General features: G+C 73.4%; 18 protein-coding genes. 6 read left to right on the top strand and 12 right to left on the bottom strand.

What is annotated here, in order from left to right; translation table 11 throughout:
• Positions 1-32: 32 nt before the first annotated feature.
• From DI272_RS03310 to DI272_RS03290, 5 genes are all read right to left on the bottom strand, one after another.
• Entirely contained in the window at positions 33-1,658 is a 1,626-nt protein-coding gene (locus DI272_RS03310; RefSeq protein WP_109493623.1) for an NAD(P)-binding protein, read from the bottom strand.
• Positions 1,655-2,659, bottom strand: coding sequence for a thiamine pyrophosphate-dependent enzyme (locus DI272_RS03305; protein WP_109493622.1), 1,005 nt, complete (start codon positions 2,657-2,659; stop codon positions 1,655-1,657). The genes DI272_RS03310 and DI272_RS03305 overlap by 4 nt, the downstream gene beginning before the upstream one ends.
• Entirely contained in the window at positions 2,656-3,897 is a 1,242-nt protein-coding gene (gene porA / locus DI272_RS03300) for a pyruvate ferredoxin oxidoreductase (protein WP_109493621.1), read from the bottom strand. The genes DI272_RS03305 and porA overlap by 4 nt, the downstream gene beginning before the upstream one ends.
• Positions 3,881-4,456: a 2-oxoacid:acceptor oxidoreductase family protein gene (locus DI272_RS03295; RefSeq protein WP_109493620.1), complete on the bottom strand. Its 576-nt coding sequence runs from the start codon at positions 4,454-4,456 to the stop codon at positions 3,881-3,883. Before DI272_RS03295 ends, porA begins: the two co-directional genes overlap by 17 nt.
• Before the next feature lie 171 nt (positions 4,457-4,627).
• Positions 4,628-5,521 (bottom strand): universal stress protein, encoded by an 894-nt coding sequence (locus DI272_RS03290; RefSeq protein ID WP_109493619.1) that lies wholly within the window; start codon positions 5,519-5,521, stop codon positions 4,628-4,630.
• 286 nt (positions 5,522-5,807) lie between these two features.
• Here DI272_RS03290 and DI272_RS03285 point away from each other — a divergent pair, with 286 nt between their 5' ends.
• The 3 genes from DI272_RS03285 (at position 5,808) to DI272_RS03275 (ending at position 8,712) form a co-directional block, all read left to right on the top strand.
• Positions 5,808-6,494: a CBS domain-containing protein gene (locus DI272_RS03285; protein WP_109493618.1), complete on the top strand. Its 687-nt coding sequence runs from the start codon at positions 5,808-5,810 to the stop codon at positions 6,492-6,494.
• A gap of 174 nt (positions 6,495-6,668) precedes the next feature.
• The gene (locus DI272_RS03280) at positions 6,669-8,105 is read left to right on the top strand and encodes an MBL fold metallo-hydrolase RNA specificity domain-containing protein (RefSeq protein WP_109493617.1); all 1,437 of its coding nucleotides are present in this window, start codon (positions 6,669-6,671) and stop codon (positions 8,103-8,105) included.
• A 400-nt stretch (positions 8,106-8,505) separates the two neighbouring features.
• Positions 8,506-8,712 (top strand): hypothetical protein, encoded by a 207-nt coding sequence (locus DI272_RS03275; protein WP_109493616.1) that lies wholly within the window; start codon positions 8,506-8,508, stop codon positions 8,710-8,712.
• Between the two features lie 147 nt (positions 8,713-8,859).
• Here DI272_RS03275 and DI272_RS03270 read toward each other — a convergent pair whose 3' ends face one another.
• The 3 genes from DI272_RS03270 to DI272_RS03260 form a co-directional block, all read right to left on the bottom strand.
• Positions 8,860-9,345 carry a universal stress protein gene (locus tag DI272_RS03270; RefSeq protein WP_109493615.1) on the bottom strand — a complete coding sequence of 162 codons (486 nt, stop codon included), beginning with the start codon at positions 9,343-9,345 and terminating at the stop codon, positions 8,860-8,862.
• A gap of 109 nt (positions 9,346-9,454) precedes the next feature.
• Positions 9,455-9,832, bottom strand: a complete 378-nt coding sequence (locus tag DI272_RS03265) for a hypothetical protein (RefSeq protein ID WP_109493614.1) — start codon at positions 9,830-9,832, stop codon at positions 9,455-9,457.
• A 102-nt stretch (positions 9,833-9,934) separates the two neighbouring features.
• A complete protein-coding gene (locus tag DI272_RS03260) occupies positions 9,935-10,156 on the bottom strand; it encodes a hypothetical protein (RefSeq protein WP_109493613.1) in 222 nt (73 codons plus the stop codon).
• Between the two features lie 219 nt (positions 10,157-10,375).
• Between DI272_RS03260 and DI272_RS03255 the strand changes: the two genes are divergently transcribed.
• Genes DI272_RS03255 through DI272_RS03245 form a run of 3 tightly spaced genes read left to right on the top strand, consistent with a single transcriptional unit; the run spans position 10,376 to position 14,393 of the window.
• The gene (locus DI272_RS03255; RefSeq protein WP_109493612.1) at positions 10,376-11,251 is read left to right on the top strand and encodes a universal stress protein; all 876 of its coding nucleotides are present in this window, start codon (positions 10,376-10,378) and stop codon (positions 11,249-11,251) included.
• Between the two features lie 2 nt (positions 11,252-11,253).
• Positions 11,254-12,027 carry an HAD family phosphatase gene (locus tag DI272_RS03250; RefSeq protein ID WP_181387072.1) on the top strand — a complete coding sequence of 258 codons (774 nt, stop codon included), beginning with the start codon at positions 11,254-11,256 and terminating at the stop codon, positions 12,025-12,027.
• A complete protein-coding gene (locus DI272_RS03245) occupies positions 12,024-14,393 on the top strand; it encodes a glycoside hydrolase family 65 protein (protein ID WP_109493610.1) in 2,370 nt (789 codons plus the stop codon). The genes DI272_RS03250 and DI272_RS03245 overlap by 4 nt, the downstream gene beginning before the upstream one ends.
• A 365-nt stretch (positions 14,394-14,758) precedes the next feature.
• Here the strand turns inward: DI272_RS03245 and DI272_RS03240 are convergent, their stop codons facing one another.
• From DI272_RS03240 to DI272_RS03225, 4 genes are all read right to left on the bottom strand, one after another.
• Positions 14,759-15,256, bottom strand: a complete 498-nt coding sequence (locus DI272_RS03240; protein WP_258314451.1) for a hypothetical protein — start codon at positions 15,254-15,256, stop codon at positions 14,759-14,761.
• A gap of 113 nt (positions 15,257-15,369) precedes the next feature.
• Positions 15,370-16,545 (bottom strand): ABC transporter permease, encoded by a 1,176-nt coding sequence (locus DI272_RS03235; protein WP_109493609.1) that lies wholly within the window; start codon positions 16,543-16,545, stop codon positions 15,370-15,372.
• A complete protein-coding gene (locus tag DI272_RS03230) occupies positions 16,542-17,711 on the bottom strand; it encodes an ABC transporter permease (protein WP_109493608.1) in 1,170 nt (389 codons plus the stop codon). The genes DI272_RS03235 and DI272_RS03230 overlap by 4 nt, the downstream gene beginning before the upstream one ends.
• Positions 17,712-17,717: 6 nt before the next feature.
• Positions 17,718-18,686, bottom strand: a complete 969-nt coding sequence (locus DI272_RS03225; protein ID WP_109493607.1) for an ABC transporter ATP-binding protein — start codon at positions 18,684-18,686, stop codon at positions 17,718-17,720.
• Positions 18,687-18,695: the final 9 nt, after the last annotated feature.

Genomic DNA, 18,695 nt, shown 5'->3' with positions numbered 1-18,695 from the left:
CGCCCCGGGTCACCCCCCGTGCCGCACCGCCCTCACTCCTCCGGCAGCATCTCCATGGACCCGGAGGGGCACTCGGCCACGCACAGCCCGCACCCCTTGCAGTAGTCCAGGTCGATCGCGAACCCCTTTCCCGGTCCCAGCTTCGTGATCGCGTTGTCCGGGCAGACGCCGTAGCAGTTGTCGCACTCGAAGCAGTTCCCGCACGACATGCAGCGGCGCGCCTCGAAGAGCGCCGTGGACTCGTCGAGGCCCTGGACCACCTCGTCGAACGTCGAGACGCGGCGGGCGAGTTCGAGCCGCGGACGCACGGCGGCGGGGGCGTCGGCGTAGTACCAGGTGTTGAGCCGGTCGAAGGCGGCCGGCGCGTGCTTCGGGCCCGGCTGGTAGGAGGTGCCCCGCAGATGGGCGTCGATGTGCCGGGCGGCCTTCTTGCCGTGTCCCACGGCCACGGTCGCGGTGCGCTCGGCGGGCACCATGTCGCCCCCGGCGAAGATGCCCCGACGGCCCGTCATCAGCCCGTCGGCGACCTCGACCGTGCCGTGGTCCACGGCGAGCCCCGGGACGCCCTCCACCAGGGACAGGTCGGACTCCTGGCCGAGGGCGAGGACCACCGTGTCGGCGTCCAGCTCCTCGAACTCGCCGGTCGGCTGCGGGAATCCGGTCGCGTCGAGCTTCATCCGCTCGATGGTGATCCGGCCGCCGTCGGCGTGCTTGATGGTCGACAGCCACTTCATCCGCACGCCCTCCTCCAGGGCCTCCGTCACCTCCTCGTCGTGCGCCGGCATGCGGTCGCGGGTGCGGCGGTAGACCACCACGGCATCGGTCGCGCCGAGCCTGCGGGCGGTACGCGCCGCGTCCATGGCCGTGTTGCCGCCGCCGTAGACGGCGACCCTGCGGCCCAGCAGCGGCGGGCCCTCGCCCTCCATGCCGCCCAGCAGGGTCACGGCGTCCAGGACGCGGGCGCTGTCGCCCGCCGGGATGTAGGCGCGGCGGCCGATGCCCGCGCCCACGGCCAGGAACACGGCGTCGAAACCGCCGTCCCGCTGCGCCGCGAGGACGTCGTCCACGCGCGTGCCGAGCTCCAGGGTGATGCCGAGCGCCAGGACGCGGTCGATCTCCGCGTCCAGCACCTCGCGCGGCAGCCGGTAGCGCGGGATGCCGTAGCGCATCATGCCGCCCGGCCGGTCCTGCGCCTCACGGATCGTCACCTCGTGGCCCAGCAGCCGCAGATGGTAGGCGGCGGACAGCCCGGCGGGGCCGGAGCCGACGACGAGGACGCGCTTGCCGGAGGTGACCGGCGGGGCCTCGACCGTCCAGCCCTGCCGGATCGCCTCGTCGCCCAGGAAGCGCTCGACGGAGTTGATGCCGACCGCGTCGTCGACCTGGACGCGGTTGCAGGCGGTCTCGCAGGGGTGGTAGCAGATCCGGCCCATCACGGCCGGCAGCGGGTTGTCCCGCATCAGCTCCCGCCACGCGGACGCGTAGTCGCCGTTCTCCGCGTGGAACAGCCACTGCTGGATGTTCTCACCGGCCGGGCAGGCCGCGTTGCACGGCGGCAACCGGTGGACGTACTCGGGGCGTTCGGTGCGCCAGGCGCCGGTCCGGTTGGCCAGACTGGAGCCCACGTCCAGGGTGATCGCGAACGGCTTGTCCTTCACGGCACGACCTCCTCGGCCAGCTCGAAGCGCTTGATGTTCCGGTCGGCCGTCCACTGGAGGCGGGCGATGACGTCCGTGCGGACCTCCGGCTCGAAGAGGTGCGCGTACCGCTTCTGCGGGCGCAGGTACTCCTCGACGGGCACCCGTCGGCGGATCTTCGTCACCTCGGTGACCTCACCGTCGACGGCCTCGAACACCGGGAAGAGGCCGCTCTGTTCGGCCAGCCGCGCGATCCGGACCGTGTCGCAGGAGGCCGTGCCCCAGCCGAGCGGGCAGGGCACCAGGACGTGCAGATAGCGGGCGCCGCGCAGCCCCATCGCCCGGTGCACCTTGGCCTCCAGGTCGCGCAGCCCCGCGACGGTGGCGGTGGCGACGTACGGGATCTCGTGCGCCATCGCGATCAACGGCAGGCTCTTGCCCTGGCCGAAGGGGGCGCCGGGCGCCTCGCCGACCGTCTGGGTGGTCGCCGTGCGCGCGGCCGGGGGAGTGGCCCCGGAGCGCTGCACGCCGGTGTTCATGTACGCCTCGTTGTCGTAACACACGTACAGGACGTCGTCGTTGCGTTCGAACATGCCGGACAGACAGCCCAGGCCGATGTCGACGGTGCCGCCGTCCCCGCCCTGACCGACCACCCGGACGTCGGTGCGGCCCTTGGCGCGCAGCGCCGCGGCGACCCCCGAGGCGACGGCCGGGGCGTTGCCGAACAGCGAGTGCAGCCAGGGCAGTTGCCAGGAGGTCTCCGGGTACGGCGTCGAGAACACCTCCAGGCAGCCGGTCGCGTTGACCGCGATCACCCGGCCGCCGCTCGCCCGCTGCGCCGCGTCCAGGACGTACCGGGCGCCGAGCGCCTCGCCGCAGCCCTGGCAGGCGCGGTGGCCGCAGGTGAGCGCGTTGGAGCGGTCCGGATCGGCCTGGTCGGACCGCAACTCCGGGTCCAGCAGCCGGTTCCCGGCGGCGAAACTGCCCACCTGGTAGAACTTCACCTGCTGAGCGGCGTTCATCGGTTGCTCCCCACATCGCGCAGGATGTTCTCCGCCGACGGCCCCGACCTGCGGGACTGCGCCATCCGCGCCAGCTCCCGCTCCACCAGGCCGGTGTCGAGGTCCAGGAACTCCAGATGCCCGAGCCGCCCGCCGACCGCGTCGGCGAACAGCCGGTGCAGCGACTCCTTGGTGATCGGGCGCCCGCCGAGCCCGGCGACCACCGTGTGCCCGTCCAGCCGGATGCCCGACAGCGCGGTGCGCACGTTCTGCGAGACGATCCCGCCGACACCGACGGCGAGCGCGCGCTCCAGCACGACCACCCGCCGCGCGCCGCCGAGCACCGTCCGCACCGCCTCCAGCGGGAACGGCCGGAAGGACGTGATCCCCAGCGCCCCGATCCGCACCCCGTCCGCGCGCATCTCGTCGACGACGTCGCAGACGGTGCCCAGCACCGAGCCGAGCGCCACGACGATGGTGCCGGCGCGCTCGCACCGGTAGGGATGGATCAGGCCCCCGGAGTCCCGCCCGAACGCCCGCCGGAACTCCCGCGCGATGTCCGGGATCGCCTCCAGCGCCTGCATCTGCTTGGCGTGCGCGAGATAGCGCACCTCGGTGAAGGCCTCCGGGCCGACCATCGCGCCGATCGACACCGGCTCGTCGGGATCGAGCACCTGACGGGGCTCGTACGGCGCCAGGAACGCGTCGACCTGCGCCTGCTCCGGCACCTCGATCCGCTCCCAGGCGTGCGTCAGCACGAAGCCGTCCATGCACACCATCACCGGCAGCGACAGCTCCTCCGCCAGCCGGAAGGCCTGCGGATGCAGATCGGCCGCCTCCTGGTTGTCGCGGGCGTACAGCTGGATCCAGCCCGAGTCACGCTGGGACATGCTGTCGCTGTGGTCGTTCCAGATGTTGATGGGCGCCCCGATCGCCCGGTTGGCGACCGTCATCACGATCGGCAACCCGAGCCCGGAGGCGTTGTAGAGGGCCTCCACCATGTACAGCAGGCCCTGGCTCGCCGTCGCCGTGTAGGTGCGGGCACCGGCCGCCGAGGCGCCGATGCACAACGACATCGCCGCGTACTCCGACTCCACGTTGACGTACTCGCAGGGTTTGAGCGCACCGGACTTCACCAGGCGGCTGAGCTGCTCGACGATGTGGGTCTGGGGGGAGATCGGGTAGGCGGCGATCACTTCCGGACGGCAGGACGCGACGGTCTCGGCGACCGCGCGCGAGCCCTCAGTCTGCTTCAGCATGAGCGTGCTCCTTGCACAGCACCTCGACGTAGTCGTAGGCCTCGCGGGCGGCCGCCGCGTTGTTCGTGCCCAGCACGCCGGGGAACCGGCCCCGGATCGCGGTCTCCAGCGCGTCGACGGACACACAGCCCGTCAGCGCGGCCAGCCCGCCCAGCAGGACGGCACTCGGCACCGGGCGGCCCACGTGGCGCAGGGCCAGCGCGGTGGCGGGGACGGTGAGGACCGGGCCGGTGAGGGACTCCAGACCGAGCTCGCCGGCCCCGCGCGGGGAGTTGACCAGGACCGGGCCGCCGGGGCGGAGTCCTTCGAGGACGTTCACCTGATGCAGCAGCGTCGCGTCCTGGACCACCAGGGCGTCGGGGCGGGTGACCGGCTCACGGACCCGGATCGGCCGGTCGTCGATCCGGCAGAACGCCATGACCGGCGCCCCGGTGCGCTCCGAACCGAAACTCGGGAACGCCTGCGCGTGGCGGCCCTCGACGAACGCCGCCACCGACAGCAACTCCGCCGCCGTGACGGCCCCCTGGCCGCCCCGGCCGTGGATACGAACCTGGAACACGGCACCCTCCTCACGTACGGGCCTGAGATCCGTCGTAACGCTCCCCGGCGCGCTCTCCCGAGGGGCCGAACGTCCCCCGAACGAGGCCGAGGGGCTCCGGCGCGGCCCTTGCCCGGTCCGGCCTCCTGCTGCCGGGCCGGGCAAGGACGATCCCGATCCGCCGGTCGCCGCTCACTCGTGGGCAACGACGGCGACCGGGCAGCGGGCGTGGTGCATCACCGCGTGCGCCACGGGCCCGGTGTGCGTGCCGACGCGGGCCGGCCGGATCTTGCGGCCGACGACCAGCAGGCCGGCGTCCTGAGCGGCGTGGGTCAACCGCTCGGCCGCTCGCCCTTCCGTCGTGATCTCGCTGATCTCCACCAGCGGGAACTTCTCCCGCCACGGCCCGAGCACCGCGCGAAGAGCCCGCTCGGCGTGCCGGCCCATGGCCTCGCGGACCTTGGCCTCCGCGGCGCTCTGCACATAGGGCATCCGCCACGCGAACAACGCGCGCAGCGGAGCGGAGCGCATCGCCGCGCTCTCGAAGGCGAACGCGAGCAACTCGTCACAGCGGTGCGCGGGATCGACTCCGACCACCACCTCCCGGTACGGCGTCCTGACGGAAGGACCGCCCCCGGCATCCGGCAGATGCTCGGACTCCAGACGCTGGTGGGCCCGTACCAGCACCACCGGCCGGGTCACCCGGGCCACCGTCGCCAGCGCCACCGAACCGGCCATGAAACCGCCGAAGCCGCTGAAGGCCCGGCTGCCGAGCACCAGCAGCTCCGCCTCGTCGCCCACGGCCACCAAGGCGTCGGGCGCGGAGTGCGGAACCTGATCGGCGCTCAGTCGTACCTGCGGATAGCTTTCGCCGAGCCGGTCCAGACCGCCGCGGAGAATCCGCTCCGACCAGTACCGGGGCGCCGCCAGCTCGGGCAGCCCCGGCTCGCCGGCCGTGGCCCCGCCCTCCCACGCGTGCACCAGGCGCAACGGCAGACCGCGCCGCAGCGCCTCCCGGGCCGCCCACTCGGCGGCGGCGAGACTCTCCCGCGAACCGTCCAGTCCTACGACAACGGGGCGAGGCACAGACCTCACCTCCCCGGATCAGTGTCCGCGCGCCGCTGCGCGGATCCCTTCGTCACCAGCGTCCCCGCGCGGGTCCGGCGGGGGCAGGGGCTGACCCGGCCCGGGAAGGGGCCGAACGGCCTCTTCGGAACGTGCCGCGGACCCGAGGCCGGCACGGGGCGGGCGAATTGCCCTGTCGGGGCCCTTGACGAGGGCCGGTCGGCCCAAGCCCGCGGCGGGCCGCCCGCCCCAGTCTGGAGACGGACGTCGTCCCCGTGACGAGCGCCGAGCACCGCCGGAGACCCCCATGCACGACACCCCCCGCCTCGTGAGTGACGTGATGACCCACACCGTCGTCGCCCTGGGGAGCGCCGCGACGTTCAAGGACATCGTGAAGGCCATGCGGCGCTGGCAGGTCAGCGCGCTGCCGGTGGTGGACGACGGACACCGGGTGGTGGGCGTGGTCTCCGAGGCCGACCTGCTGCCCAAGGAGGAGTTCCGCGCACACGACCCCGACGCGGACACCCGCCTGCGCCGCCCCGAGGCGCTCGCCCGGGCCCAGGTGCGTACCGCGGGCGAGCTCATGACGGCACCCGCCGTCACCGTGGAGGCGGAGGCCAGCCTCGCCCGGGCCGCCCGGATCATGGCCCGGCACCGGGTCAAACGCCTTCCGGTCGTCGACGGCGACGGTGTCCTGACGGGCATCGTCAGCCGCACCGACCTGCTCAAGGTCTTTCTGCGCACGGACGCGGACATCGCCGAGGAAGTGCGCCGGGAGGTCGTCGAGCCGCTCTTCCCCGACCCGCTGGAACCGGTCCGGGTGGAGGTGCGCGACGGCGTCGTCACCCTGTCCGGGCGGGTCCGGGACACCGCGCTCGTCCCCGTCGCCGTACGGCTCGCACGGGCCGTGGAAGGCGTGGTCGACGTGGACAGCGCGCTCATGGGCCCGCCGCGGCGGCCGGTCCTCGACCCCGATCTCGTGGACGGGACCTGAGCACGGCACAGCGGAAAGGACCCCATCCGCTTCTCGCGGATCCTGATTGCGCGGTGCGCGGCTGCGGGCCGCTTCCCCGCGTCGCCGTCGGGTCCTTTCCCTACCTCCAGCAGACCACACCGTCCACGGAGTCACCAGGGCCGGCCGGCCCCCGTCCAGAAGGAGAGCGACCTCATGATCACTGTGGTGGCAGGACCGGAGGAGAACACCGCGCCGCGGTCGCGGCCGGCGCTGCTGACGTTCCTGGGCGGAGTGGGAACGGTCACCGGCAGCAAGTTCCTCGTCGAGAGCGACCACGCCCGGGTCCTCGTCGACTGCGGCCTCTTCCAGGGCCTGGCGGACCTGCGCCGGCGCAACTGGCGCGAACTGCCCTGCGACGGCGCCGACATCGAGGCGATCGTCGTCACCCACGCCCACCTGGACCACTGCGGCTACCTGCCGCGGCTGGCCCGGCACGGCTTCCGGGGCCGCATCGTCACGACGGAGTTCACCGCACGCCTGATGGAGATCGTGCTGCGCGACAGCGCCAAGCTCCAGATGGAGGCCGCGCACCACGCCAACGAACACGGCTGGTCCAAGCACCGGCCCGCACAGCCCCTGTACGACGACTCGGACGTCGACCGCACCCTGAAGCTGCTCGACCCCGTTCCCGTGCACACCCAGGTCGACATTGCCACCGGCACCCGGCTCACCCTGCACCCGGCCGGGCACATCCTCGGCTCGGCCTGGGCCCACCTCACCCTGGAGGACGGACACACCCTCGCCGTCAGCGGCGACCTCGGCCGCCCCGGCCATCCGCTGCTGCTGCCGCCGGAGCCGTTCACCGGGGCGGACGTCCTGCTGATGGAGTCCACCTACGGCAACCGGTGGCACGAGGAGGAGGCGGGCCGGGCACGCTTCGCCGAGGTACTGGGCCGCACCCTGGCCCGCGGCGGGACCGTCGTCATCCCGGCCTTCGCCCTGGACCGCACCGAGGTGGTCCTGCACGAGCTCGCCGAGCTCCGCCGCACCGGGACGCTGCCGGCCGCCGTACCGGTGTACGTCGACAGCCCGATGGCCCTGGCCGCCCTCGACGTCTACCGGGACGCCGTCCTCGCCAAGGCCCCCGAGCTGCGGCCCGACGTGATCGAGGCCGGCCCGGCCGCACTCGGCCCCGAACCGTTCCGCCCGGTCCGCTCCCTCCAGGAGTCCGTGGACCTCGGCCACACCGGCGGACCGGCCGTCATCGTCTCCGCGTCCGGGATGGCCACCGGCGGGCGGGTCCTGCACCATCTGCGCCGGCTGCTGCCCGACCCGCGCAACGCGGTCGTCGTGGTCGGCTTCGCCGCGCAGGGCACCCGCGCCCGGGACCTCGTCGAGGGCGCTCAGGTGCTGAAGATGTTCGGGGAGTACGTGCCGGTCCGCGCGCAGGTCGCGAACCTGCCGCATTTCTCGGCCCATGCCGATGCCGGGCAGATCGTCGACTGGCTGCGGGACGCGCCCGCGCCGCACGCCACCTACCTGGTGCACGGGGAGCCGGAGGCGGCCGCCGCCCTGCGGGACCGGATCGACCGGACGCTGGGCTGGACGGCGGTCGTACCGCGCTCGGGGGAGCGGGTGCTCGTCCGCTGACCCCGGCGGGGCCGTTCAGTAGGGCATGGGGCGCCCGGAGGGCGTGCGCAGATCCTGCGGCTCCGGCTGACGCGGAGTCCGGGGGCGCTTGGCCTCTTGTATCCGCTTCATGATCGTCGCCTCCTGGAGGGCCGTCCGCGATGTGCCGGCCGCGCCGGCATCGCGCGTACCAGGAATCCTCGTCGGCCCCCGGCGTGCGGACCATGAGGCCACCGACCCCCGATCACGGGCCGGGCGGCACCGGACACAAGGGGCCGGTCGGCCCTTCGGGACGCGGTGCCCGACGACAAGGGACGCGCGGGCCCCGGGCCCGGGCCGGTCGGCTCATGTGTTCCGTGCCGTGCCGGAGTTTGCTGGAGGTGTGAGGGACACGACGCCGACCGAGGAGGGGGCGAGGACAGTGGGCACGAGTCTGACACCGGAGTTCTGGGAGAGGTTCGCCCTGTTGCTGTTCGCGGCGATGGGCCTGACCTTCGCGCTCGCCGCGCTCTTCGACGAGCTGGCACTGCGCCGGATCAACCGGCGCACGCACCGGCCGCCGACGGCGCCCGCGCAGACCCCGCCGCGTACCGGTACCACGGACCACCGCACCTCTGTTTCCTGCTGAGCGACCGGGGCGCGCACCCGCCTCGGCCCGCACACCTCGCAGACGGTCCCCCAGGTCCTGTGTCGTCCGTCGGCCATGCCGGCCGGTCCAGGAACCGGTCCTGAAGACGACGGCGGACCTTTCCGCCACGTTGTTGCTCCTGCTCCGTCATGCCGCTCCGACCGCCCGCAGCGCCGGGTGCCCGGCTTCGGCGGGAACGGCCACCACCGGAACGCCGGCGCCCCGCAGACACGCGCGGCCGGTCGGCCCCAGAGCGGGCCGCCCGTGCGCGGTGTCGACCTGGTGGCCGAGAGCGAGCAGGAGGGCTCCGCGTGCCTGCTCCAGGAGCACCCGGGCGGGCTGCCCCTCCACGACGACGGCACGCACCCGATCCCCGATCCGGGGGCCGAACACCGTGCGCACTGTCGACGCCAGCAGTTCCGCGGCCTTGAGCTGCTGCTCCGCGGGCGTCGGCCGGGCCGCCACGGGCGCGTAGGGCGCGTGCCCGGCGCCGACCGGCTCCCAGGCATGGACGGCGACGACCACCGCGTGCAGCGCCCGGGCCTGCTCGGCGGCCCAGCGCAGAGCGGCCTTGGAGGCGTCGGACCCGTCGACGCCCACGACGATGCTGTTCTCGGTGACGCATCGCGTCATGGCTGCCTCCCTCGGCGTTCCGGGTTTCCAGCGTGCCGGGAATCAGGCACACCGACGTGAGCCGAGGGGGACAGCACGGGTGCCGAACAGTCCCTTGCCGGGCCGCCGTTCAGTACAGCGAACCCGGCCAGGCCAGCAGTACGGCCGTGATGACGCCGGCGTCGAGCAGTACGCCGAGCGACAGCCACGGGTTGAACCACAGGGTCTTCAGCAGCAGCCCGACGGCCGCCGCCGTCAGCGCCGCGGCGGCCCAGCCGCTGCTCTGCACCGCCGTGGCCAGCCCCGCGATGAGGTACAGCACGGCGGTGGCCGAGGCGAGGCCGATCGCGGCCGCGTCCATGGCCCCGGCCCGCGGCAGGCCTGCCGCCGCGAGTGCCCAGGAGTACCGGGGGTCGAAGGGCTGACGGTCCGCCTGCCGCGGCAGCCAGACCGTCAGATGGACGAGCCCGTGCACGAACAGGAAGACGGAGACCAGTGCGGTGATCACGGCAGGGACTCCCGTTCGGCGCCGCCCCGACCGGAGTCCGGACGGCGCATGGACATCGGTGAGCAGGCCCGCGCACGCGGCCACCCGCAGCACCACGAGTGGTCACGCGTGGTACTTGTGGTGGTCGTCGTGGTTGCCCATGTAGCGCCGCTCGACGACCGTTTCCCGGTCGCCCGGGCGCCGGACCGTGCCCGGCGTGGACATGAAGACGGTGAGGCCGATGAGGCCCGCGAGCATCAGAACCAGACCGACGATGACGGAGCTGTAGCCGAAGACCATGCCCGCGCCCAGTACGACCGCGCCGATCAGGATGACAGGAATCATGACCGTCCCCCTTGTTCGCCCGGACGAGCCCGCTTCCTGATGGAAGCGCCCTCTCTCCGGTTCTCACTTGCAGCTTCTCCGGTCGGCGATGCCCGTCCCAGGGGCCGATCGGCCCCGGTCAGGGCCGATTCACCCCTCCTGTCGTGCGCCCGCGCATGGGACGGTGAGAGTGGAGCTCCGCGCTGCAACGGTGCAGCCCGACAGAAGGCGGTGGAAGCCATGGAGCTGCCCCTGGTCGTAGGTGTGGACGGATCGGAGTCGAGCCTGCTGGCGGTCGACTGGGCGGTGGACGAGGCCGCCCGGCACGGGCTGCCGCTGCGCCTGGTGTACGCGTCCCTGTGGGAGCGGTACGAGGGCGCCCTGCCGCCGGAGAGCCGGGACCAGCCCTCCGAACAGGTGATGGCCGACGACGTCGTCGGCATCGCGGCCGAACGCGCCCACCGCCGTGACCCCCAGGTCAAGGTGTCCACCGAGGTGATCGCCGACGAGGCGGTCGACGCCCTGCTGCGCGAAGGCCACAACGCCTCCGTCCTGGTCACGGGAAGCCGCGGCCGGGGCGAGCTCCAGGGACTGCTCCTCGGCTCGGTCGGCCTGACCGTGGCGGCCCGCGCCCACTGCCCGGTGATCGTCGTCCGCGGCGACCGCGCGGGCCGGGAGGGCACCCACGAGCGGATCCTCCTCGGCGCCGGTGAACCCGCCACGTCCGGCGAGGCCGTGCGGTTCGCCTTCCGCGAGGCCGAGGCACGCCGCTGCACCCTGGACGTCGTGCGCGCCTGGCGCTGCCCCGAGCACGAGACGGCCGACCATCCGCTGCTGGCCGGACACGCCGCCCACGAGCACGCCGAACAGGCGTCCGCCCTGCTCGACGCGGTACTCCACGACGCCGCGGCCGACCATCCCGGAGTCCCCGTGCGCCGGGCCACCGTGGAGGGACCGGCCCGCAAGGTGCTGCTGCACCGGTCCGCCGCCGCCGACCTCGTGATCATCGGGGCGCGCCGCAGGACCGGCCACTTCGGTCTCCAGCTCGGCCGCGTCGGACACACACTGCTGCACCACGCGGACTGCCCGGTCGCCGTCGTTCCGCAGCCGGTGTGACCGTGGGCCGCCCCGACACCCCCGCGGACCTCGGCGAGGCACTCGCCCCCGCCCTGCGCGACATCCGGGCCGTCGTCTTCGACACCGACGGGGTGATCACTGATTCGGCCCGGGTGCACGCCGCGGCGTGGAAGACGGCCTTCGACGCCTTCCTGGGCGCGCATCCGCCGGACGATCCGGCCCTGCGGCGCCCGTTCGACGTCCACGACGACTACCTGCGCCACGTGGACGGCAAGTCCCGCCTCGACGGCGCCGCCGCCTTCCTCGCCTCCCGCGGCCTCGACACCTCGGACGCCACCGTGCGGGCCGTCGCCGCCGACAAGGAGCGGCTGTTCGTCGAGCGGCTGCACGCGCACGGCGTCGACGCCTACCCCGGCACGGTCCGCCTGGTGCGCGTCCTGCGCCGGGCGGGGACGCCCGTCGCGGCCGCCTCCGCCTCCCGGCACGCCGGCGAACTGCTCGACCGCGCCGGAGTGCTGGACCTGTTCGACGTGCTCGTGGACGGCGGCGAGGCCGCCCGGCTCGCCCTGCCCGGCAAGCCCCGGCCCGACCTGTTCCTGGAGGCGGTACGGCGCCTCGGCGTCCCCGCCGCCGGCGCCGCCGTCGTGGAGGACGCCCTGGCCGGCGTGGAGGCGGGCCGGCGCGGCGGGTTCGCCCTCGTGGTCGGTGTGGACCGCGCCGCCACGGGGGACTCGGGGGACCGGCTGCTGCACAGCGGTGCCGACATCGTCGTACGGGATCTCGCGGAACTGGTTGTGGCAGGAGAGACGAAGTGACGGGCTGGACCTGGGAGTACGAGGGCTACGCGCCCGCCGACGAACGGCTTCGTGAGTCGCTGTGCACGCTGGGCAACGGCTACTTCGCCACCCGGGGCGCGCTGCCGGAGTGCGCGGCGGACGACGTGCACTACCCGGGCACCTATGTCGCCGGCTGCTACAACCGGCTCACCTCCGAGGTGGCGGGCCGCGGCGTCGAGAACGAGGACATGGTCAACGTCCCCAACTGGCTGCCGCTGCGCTTCCGGCTCGCGGGCGGGTCCTGGCTCACCCCGGACGGCACGCCGGTGCTCGACCACCGGCTCACCCTGCTCACCGAGTCCGGGATGCTGGAACGGCGTACCCGCTACGACCTGGGCGGGGGACAGGTGTTGACGGTGCGTCAGCAGCGGGTCGTGCACATGGCCGACCCTCATCTGGCGCTCCTGCGGACCGAGTTCACGGCCGAGGGCTTCGCGGGCACGCTGGACGTCGAGGCCGCCCTCGACGGAGGTGTCACCAACGCGGGCGTGCCGCGCTACCGGGACCTGGACGGCCGCCATCTCACCCATGTGCACACCGGCACCGCCGACCCCGGCACCGTGTGGCTGCGCTGCCGCACCCGCACCTCGGACATCCGCATCGGCATGGCGTCCCGGCTGACCGCCGACGCGCCCGTCACCGTACGGCACGAACTGCCGTGCGCCGTCCAGCAGGTGAGCCTGGGCCTGGCACCCGGCCGCACGGTCACCGTCGACAAGACGGTCGCCCTGCACACCTCCCGCGACCCGGCGATCAGCGACCCGCTGTACGCCGCCGTCGACCGGGTGGGCCGTGCCCCGGGCTTCGACGAACTGCTGGAGTCGCACCTCACCGCCTGGGACCAGTTGTGGCGCCGGGCCGCCCTGGACGTGGCCGGGGAGGCGGGCAGCATCCTCCGGCTGCACCTCTTCCACGTCCTGCAGACGCTCTCCCCGCACACCGCGGACCTGGACGTCGGCGTGCCCGCGCGGGGCCTGCACGGCGAGGCCTACCGCGGCCATGTCTTCTGGGACGAGCTGTTCGTCCTGCCCTACCTCAACCTGCACTTCCCCGAGGTCTCCCGCGCCCTGCTGCGCTACCGCCACCGCCGCCTGGAGCAGGCCTGCACGGCCGCGCGGCAGGCGGGTCGCAAGGGTGCCATGTATCCCTGGCAGAGCGGCAGCGACGGACGCGAGGAGACCCAGCAGCTCCACCTCAACCCGCGCTCCGGCCGCTGGCTGCCCGACCACTCCCGGCTCCAGCACCACGTCGGCTCGGCCGTCGCCTACAACATCTGGCAGTACTGCGAGGCCAGCGGCGACATGGAGTTCCTGCACACCAAGGGCGCCGAGATGCTGCTGCAGATCGCCCGCTTCTGGGCCGACTCCGCCGTCTACGACGACCGTCTCGGCCGCCACCGGATCAAGGGCGTGGTCGGCCCCGACGAGTACCACGAGGCCTACCCCGGCGCGCGTACCCCCGGCCTCGACGACAACGCCTACACCAACGTCACCGCCGCCTGGGTCCTGACCCGCACCCTGGAACTGCTCGACGCCCTGCCCGAACCCCGTCGCCGCGAACTCGTCGAGCGCACCGGCCTGGACGGGGGCGAGCTGGAGGTCTGGGAGGACGTCTCCCGCACCCTGCACGTGCCCTTCCATGCCGGTGTCATCAGCCAGTTCGAGGGCTACGGCGACCTCGCCGAGCTCGACTGGGACGGCTACCGCAGGCGTTACGGGGACATCCGGCGCCTGGACCGGATCCTGGAGGCGGAGGGCGACAGCGTCAACCGCTACCAGGCGTCCAAGCAGGCCGACGTGCTGATGCTCGGCTACCTCTTCTCGCCGGCCGAACTGCGGTTCCTGTTCGACCGGTTGGGGCTGCGGCTCGACGACGAGACATGGCACCGCACCGTCGATCACTACCTGCACCGCACCAGCCACGGCTCCACCCTCAGCGGCCTCGTGCACGGCTGGGTGCTGGCCCGCGCGAGGCGGGGGGAGGCCTGGAAGTACTGCCAGGAGGCCCTCCAGGGCGACATCGCCGACATCCAGGGCGGCACCACCGGGGAGGGCATCCACCTCGGCGCCATGGCGGGCACCCTCGACCTGGTGCAGCGCGGACTGACGGGCCTGGAGACACGGGGCGGGGCCCTGTGGCTCGACCCGGTGCCGCTGCCGGAACTCTCCTCCTACGGATACAACCTCCGCTACCAGGGCCACTGGGGCGTACGGCTCCACCTGGAGCGCGGCCGGCTGGAGATCACGGTGCCGTCGTCCGACGCCACACCCATCGACGTGCGGCTGCCGGACCGTGCGGTGAGCCTGGCGCCGGGGGAGACGGGGCACCTGGTCCTGCCGGACTGAACGACGCGCCACGCCCCGTCCGGCCCCCGTTGCGGGACGGTCGGCACACGGACCGGGCCCGCTCGGCCCCTCCGAGGCGGTGGCAGCGGCCCGCAGGCTGGACGCAAGGACTCACGACGTCCGGTCGGAACTCCTTCGCACAGGTCGTGCAGGTCGTGCAGGTCGCACGGGTCGTACGGGGAGCGACGGGACGGTGGGCGAGCCCGATGGGGCCCCCGATGGCTTCGGGTCGCGGGGGCGGTGCGCGAAGGCCGTCTCATGGGACCGTCCCTCGCGCGGGTGCTCCGCCGGTCCGGCCTCCGGACCGGCGGGCAGACGGCGGGAGCCGCGGTGTCGGCGCTGCGGCTCTCCTGGGCCGCTCTCCTTCACGCGGCGATCTGGATACCGGAGATGAGCTGCGTCTCCAGATCGGAGCGGACCAGCAGCCGCATGTGGTGGACCCGGTTCCCGGAGTCCTCCCAGGTGAGCGTGACCCTGCTCCAGCAGTGGCCCATCCCGCTGTCGTTGTAGACGACCTTCCAGGCGGCCGGGACACCCTTGGCGCGCAGGACGCCGTCCTTGTGGTGCGTCTTCTCCCAGCGGGCCAGGTCGGCGCGCAGCCGTGGCGTCAGATAGTGCTCGCGCAGGGAATCGGCGAGCCGGCCGCGACCCGAGTCGTACAGCACGTCGATGTAGGCGCCGTAGAAGTCGGCCACCCGGTCGATCGTGGACCTCGGACTCCCGTCCCGGGCGGGCGTGCTGACGGTCGAGACACTGGCCGTGGTGCGGGTGCGGACGCCGGTCGCGGACGTCGGCAGCGCGGCCCCGACGGCCAGCACCGCACCGATGAGCGCGATCCGCCGCAGTGTGCGTGACGTTGCCATGCCATGACTCCTCTCCTGGGGGAGGAACCGGCGTGTTCCTCAACTCCAGTACAGCGCGGGCCGGTTGGTCGCCCCGGGGGCCGACCGGCCCGAGGTGCAGGGCCGGTCGGGGGTCAACTGCCGGGGCTGGTCACAAGCCTGTGCCGCAGGGCCAGGGAGGCCAGCGTGACGAGCACGGCCGCGAAGCCCGTCAGGACGGCCAGGTCGCCCAGGATGGCGGGCAGGTCCCCGTCGCGGGACAGCAGCGTCGTCCACGCGTCGACGGCCCACGCCTGCGGCACCGCGTGCCCGGCCGTGCGCAGCCAGTCCGGCACCAGCGCCAGCGGCCACATGCAGCCGCCCAGCATGCCCAGCCCGATACCGAGGGCGGGACCGACCGCGTGCACCTGCTCCGGCGTCCGGAACAGCGCCCCCGCCAGCACCCCGGCCCCCGTGCCCACCAGCGCCCACACGGCGATCAGGACACCCGCGGCCAGCGGATCGCCCCACGCGACGTCGAAGGCCAGCGCCCCGATGCCGACGATCAGCAGGGACTGCGCGACGGCCAGCAGCAGATAGGCGAGCGTCTCGCCCACCACGAGGGTGCGGGCGGGGACGGGCGCCGCCAGGGCCCGCGCGTACACGCCGGTGCGGCGGGTCGCCACGATGGTCGCGCCGCCCGCCAGGGCGTTGATGAACACGAACAGCACCAGCATGGTCGGGGTGCTGTAGCTGTAGCCGAGCGGCAGGTAGTCGCTCTCGCCGTTGACGGTCTGCGCCTGGACGGCGATCGGCGTGGACACCCGCTCCGCCCCGCGGGCGAGCGCGAGGTTCGCGTCGAAGGTGCCGCCGATCCGCTCCCCGGCGAAGGCGGCGGCCTGGAGCCGCGCCCCGTGCTCGGCGACCACGGCCGACACCGAGGACACGGCCCCGTGCCCGGCGCTCCCCGTGGGCTCCACCAGCACCCGCACGGCGACGGCGCGCCCGGCCCGTACGTCCGCGTCGAGACCGGCCGGCACCACGACCACGGCGTCCAGCTCGGCGCGGCGCAGCGCGGTACGGGCGTCCTGCGCCGAGTCGTACGTCCGCGTCCGCAGGCCCGGCGCGGACCGGAGGTCCGAGGCCAGCTCCTGCGCCACCGGGCCCGGACGGGCGGCGGGGACCAGCCCGATACGGAACTGGTCGAAGCCGCTGACGGTCACCCCGATGACGACGATGATGGCGATCGGCAGCAGCACCATGAAGAACAGGGCGGTCCGGTCGCGCAGGACACGTGTCAGCGTCGCCCGGGTCACGGCGAGAGCGGTCATGCCGTCCTCCTCAGCCGAAGGAGCAGAGCGGTCACCGCGGCCACGGCCGCCGAGAACGCGGCGATGCCCAGCAGCGGGGCGCCCACCGCCGCCCAGCCGCGCACCCCGGTGCCCAGGTCGGTGAAGCCGCGCAGCGCCCAGCCGTTGGGCGTGAACAGGGCGAGGCGGCGGATCAGCGGAGTGGTGCCGGAGGCGAAGACGAAGTTGCCGCCGAGCAGCACGAGCGCGAAGACGAGGACGGAGGCCAGCCCCTGCGCCTGCTGTTCCGTCCGCACCAGCGCGATGACCAGCGCGGTCAGACACACCACGCACACCGCCATCGCCACACTGAGCGCCGCCACCCCGAGCGGGTCCGCCCAGCTCGCCCCGAACGCGAGCCACGACACCAGCGTGACCGTGGCGAGCCCGGCCAGGCTGTACACGAACGTCGACACCGACTTGCCGAGCAGCAGCGCTCCCCGCCCGACGGGCGCCGCGGCGATCCGGTCGAGGGTGCCCTGCTGCTGTTCGATGAAGTAGCCGCGCGCCCCGAAGCCGACCGTGAACAGCACGAAGAACATGCCCATGCTCGGCCCGAAGTAGCTGATCACCTTGAGCGCGTCGTCGGGCAGTCCCTCCGCCCGCACCTCCTCGGGCAGCCGCAACAGGGCCGCCTGTGCGGCGAGTTCGGGCACGTCCCGTTGCGGTGCGCCCGCGGCGACGGCCGTGGCGACCGAGAGCCGGTCGGCGTTGACCTGGGCGACATAGGACTCGGTGACCGCGCGGGCGAGCTGGGCCTGGAGTCCGTAGTCGACGCTGTCCAGGACCTGCACGGGTGCGGCGGTGCCGCCGTGCAGTGCCTGGGTGAACCCCTTCGGCACGACGATCGCGGCGTGCACACCGCCCGCGTCCACCGCCCGGCGGGCGGCGCTCTCGTCGCCGTAGGACCGCACCTGGACCGTGCCGCGCAGCTCCGGGCTCTTCAGGACCTGGGTGAGCCCGGTGGCGGCCGGGCCGCGGTCGAGGTCGACGACGCCGATGTTCGCGCGGAACTCGGAGTTGTTGTTGAACGCCAGGGCCATCAGCGCGGAGATCAGCACCGGGGCCAGGAACACGATCACCCAGGCCGACCGGTCCCGCAGCCGCTGCCGCAGGTCCTTGGCGGCGATGGCGAGGACGACGCGCACGGCTCCTCACTCCCTCAGGGCGGTGCCGGTCAGCTGGAGGAAGACCGCCTCCAGGTCGGGTTCGTCGATCTCCACGCTGCGGATGTCGACCTGTTGCTCGTGGGCGAGGTCGAGCAGGTCCGGCAGCAGGCTGCGCGCGTCCTTGACGACCAGCTCCACCACCTCGCCGTGATCGCCGGTGCGGGCCGCGCCCTCGACGCGCCCCAAACGGCCGCAGGCATCCGCGTACGAGGCGAGGTTGCCGGCGGCGGACAGCCGGACGCGGTCGCGTTCGGCCACCAGCGCCACCAGTTCGCGGGGGCTGCCCTCGGCGACGAGCCGGCCGCGGTCGATGATGCCGACGCGGTCGCAGAGCCGTTCGGCCTCCTCCATGTAGTGCGTGGTGTAGAGGACGGCCATGCCCTCCTCACCGAACCGGGTGACGCTCTCCAGGATCGCGTGCCGGCTCTGCGGATCGACACCGACGGTCGGCTCGTCCAGCACCAGCAGCGTCGGTGAGTGCACCAGCCCGGCACCGATGTTGAGGCGCCGGCGCATGCCGCCGGACAGCGAGTCCACCCGGTCGCCCGCACGGTCGCGCAGCTCGATGAGGTCGAGGACCTCGTCGACGCGGCGCTCCAGGGCGCGGCGGGAGAGCCGGTACAGGCGGCCGAAGAAGCGCAGGTTCTCCCGGACGCTCAGATCCGGGTAGAGGGCCACGTCCTGCGGGACGAAGCCGATGAGCTTCTTGGCCGGTCCGGCGGCCGTGGTCATCGGCAGGCCCGCGACGCGCACCGTCCCGGCGTCGGGACGCAGCAGGCCGCAGGCCATCCGGATCGTCGTCGTCTTCCCCGCGCCGTTGGGCCCGAGCAGGCCGTACGTCTCGCCCGGCGCGATCCGCACACTCACGTCGTCCACGGCGGTGCGCTCGCCGAACCGGCGGACCAGGTGCACGCAGTCGAGCACGGCGTCGGAGTTCCCCACGGGGGTGTTCATGGCATCACC

The sequence above is a fragment of the Streptomyces sp. Act143 genome, assembly GCF_003143935.1.
In the GTDB taxonomy this organism is placed as follows: domain Bacteria; phylum Actinomycetota; class Actinomycetes; order Streptomycetales; family Streptomycetaceae; genus Streptomyces.
The sequence above is the reverse complement of the archived record's forward strand: the minus strand, read 5'-3'. Positions and strand labels throughout refer to the sequence as shown.

What these genes read in the sequence shown, in the direction of transcription:
- DI272_RS03305 (WP_109493622.1), bottom strand. Translation starts at nt 2,659, where the DNA reads ATGAACGCCGCTCAGCAGGTGAAGTTCTACCAGGTGGGCAGTTTCGCC.
- porA (WP_109493621.1), bottom strand. Translation starts at nt 3,897, where the DNA reads ATGCTGAAGCAGACTGAGGGCTCGCGCGCGGTCGCCGAGACCGTCGCG.
- DI272_RS03285 (WP_109493618.1), top strand. Translation starts at nt 5,808, where the DNA reads ATGCACGACACCCCCCGCCTCGTGAGTGACGTGATGACCCACACCGTC.
- DI272_RS03280 (WP_109493617.1), top strand. Translation starts at nt 6,669, where the DNA reads ATGATCACTGTGGTGGCAGGACCGGAGGAGAACACCGCGCCGCGGTCG.
- DI272_RS03270 (WP_109493615.1), bottom strand. Translation starts at nt 9,345, where the DNA reads ATGACGCGATGCGTCACCGAGAACAGCATCGTCGTGGGCGTCGACGGG.
- DI272_RS03260 (WP_109493613.1), bottom strand. Translation starts at nt 10,156, where the DNA reads ATGATTCCTGTCATCCTGATCGGCGCGGTCGTACTGGGCGCGGGCATG.
- DI272_RS03255 (WP_109493612.1), top strand. Translation starts at nt 10,376, where the DNA reads ATGGAGCTGCCCCTGGTCGTAGGTGTGGACGGATCGGAGTCGAGCCTG.
- DI272_RS03240 (WP_258314451.1), bottom strand. Translation starts at nt 15,256, where the DNA reads ATGGCAACGTCACGCACACTGCGGCGGATCGCGCTCATCGGTGCGGTG.
- DI272_RS03235 (WP_109493609.1), bottom strand. Translation starts at nt 16,545, where the DNA reads ATGACCGCTCTCGCCGTGACCCGGGCGACGCTGACACGTGTCCTGCGC.
- DI272_RS03225 (WP_109493607.1), bottom strand. Translation starts at nt 18,686, where the DNA reads ATGAACACCCCCGTGGGGAACTCCGACGCCGTGCTCGACTGCGTGCAC.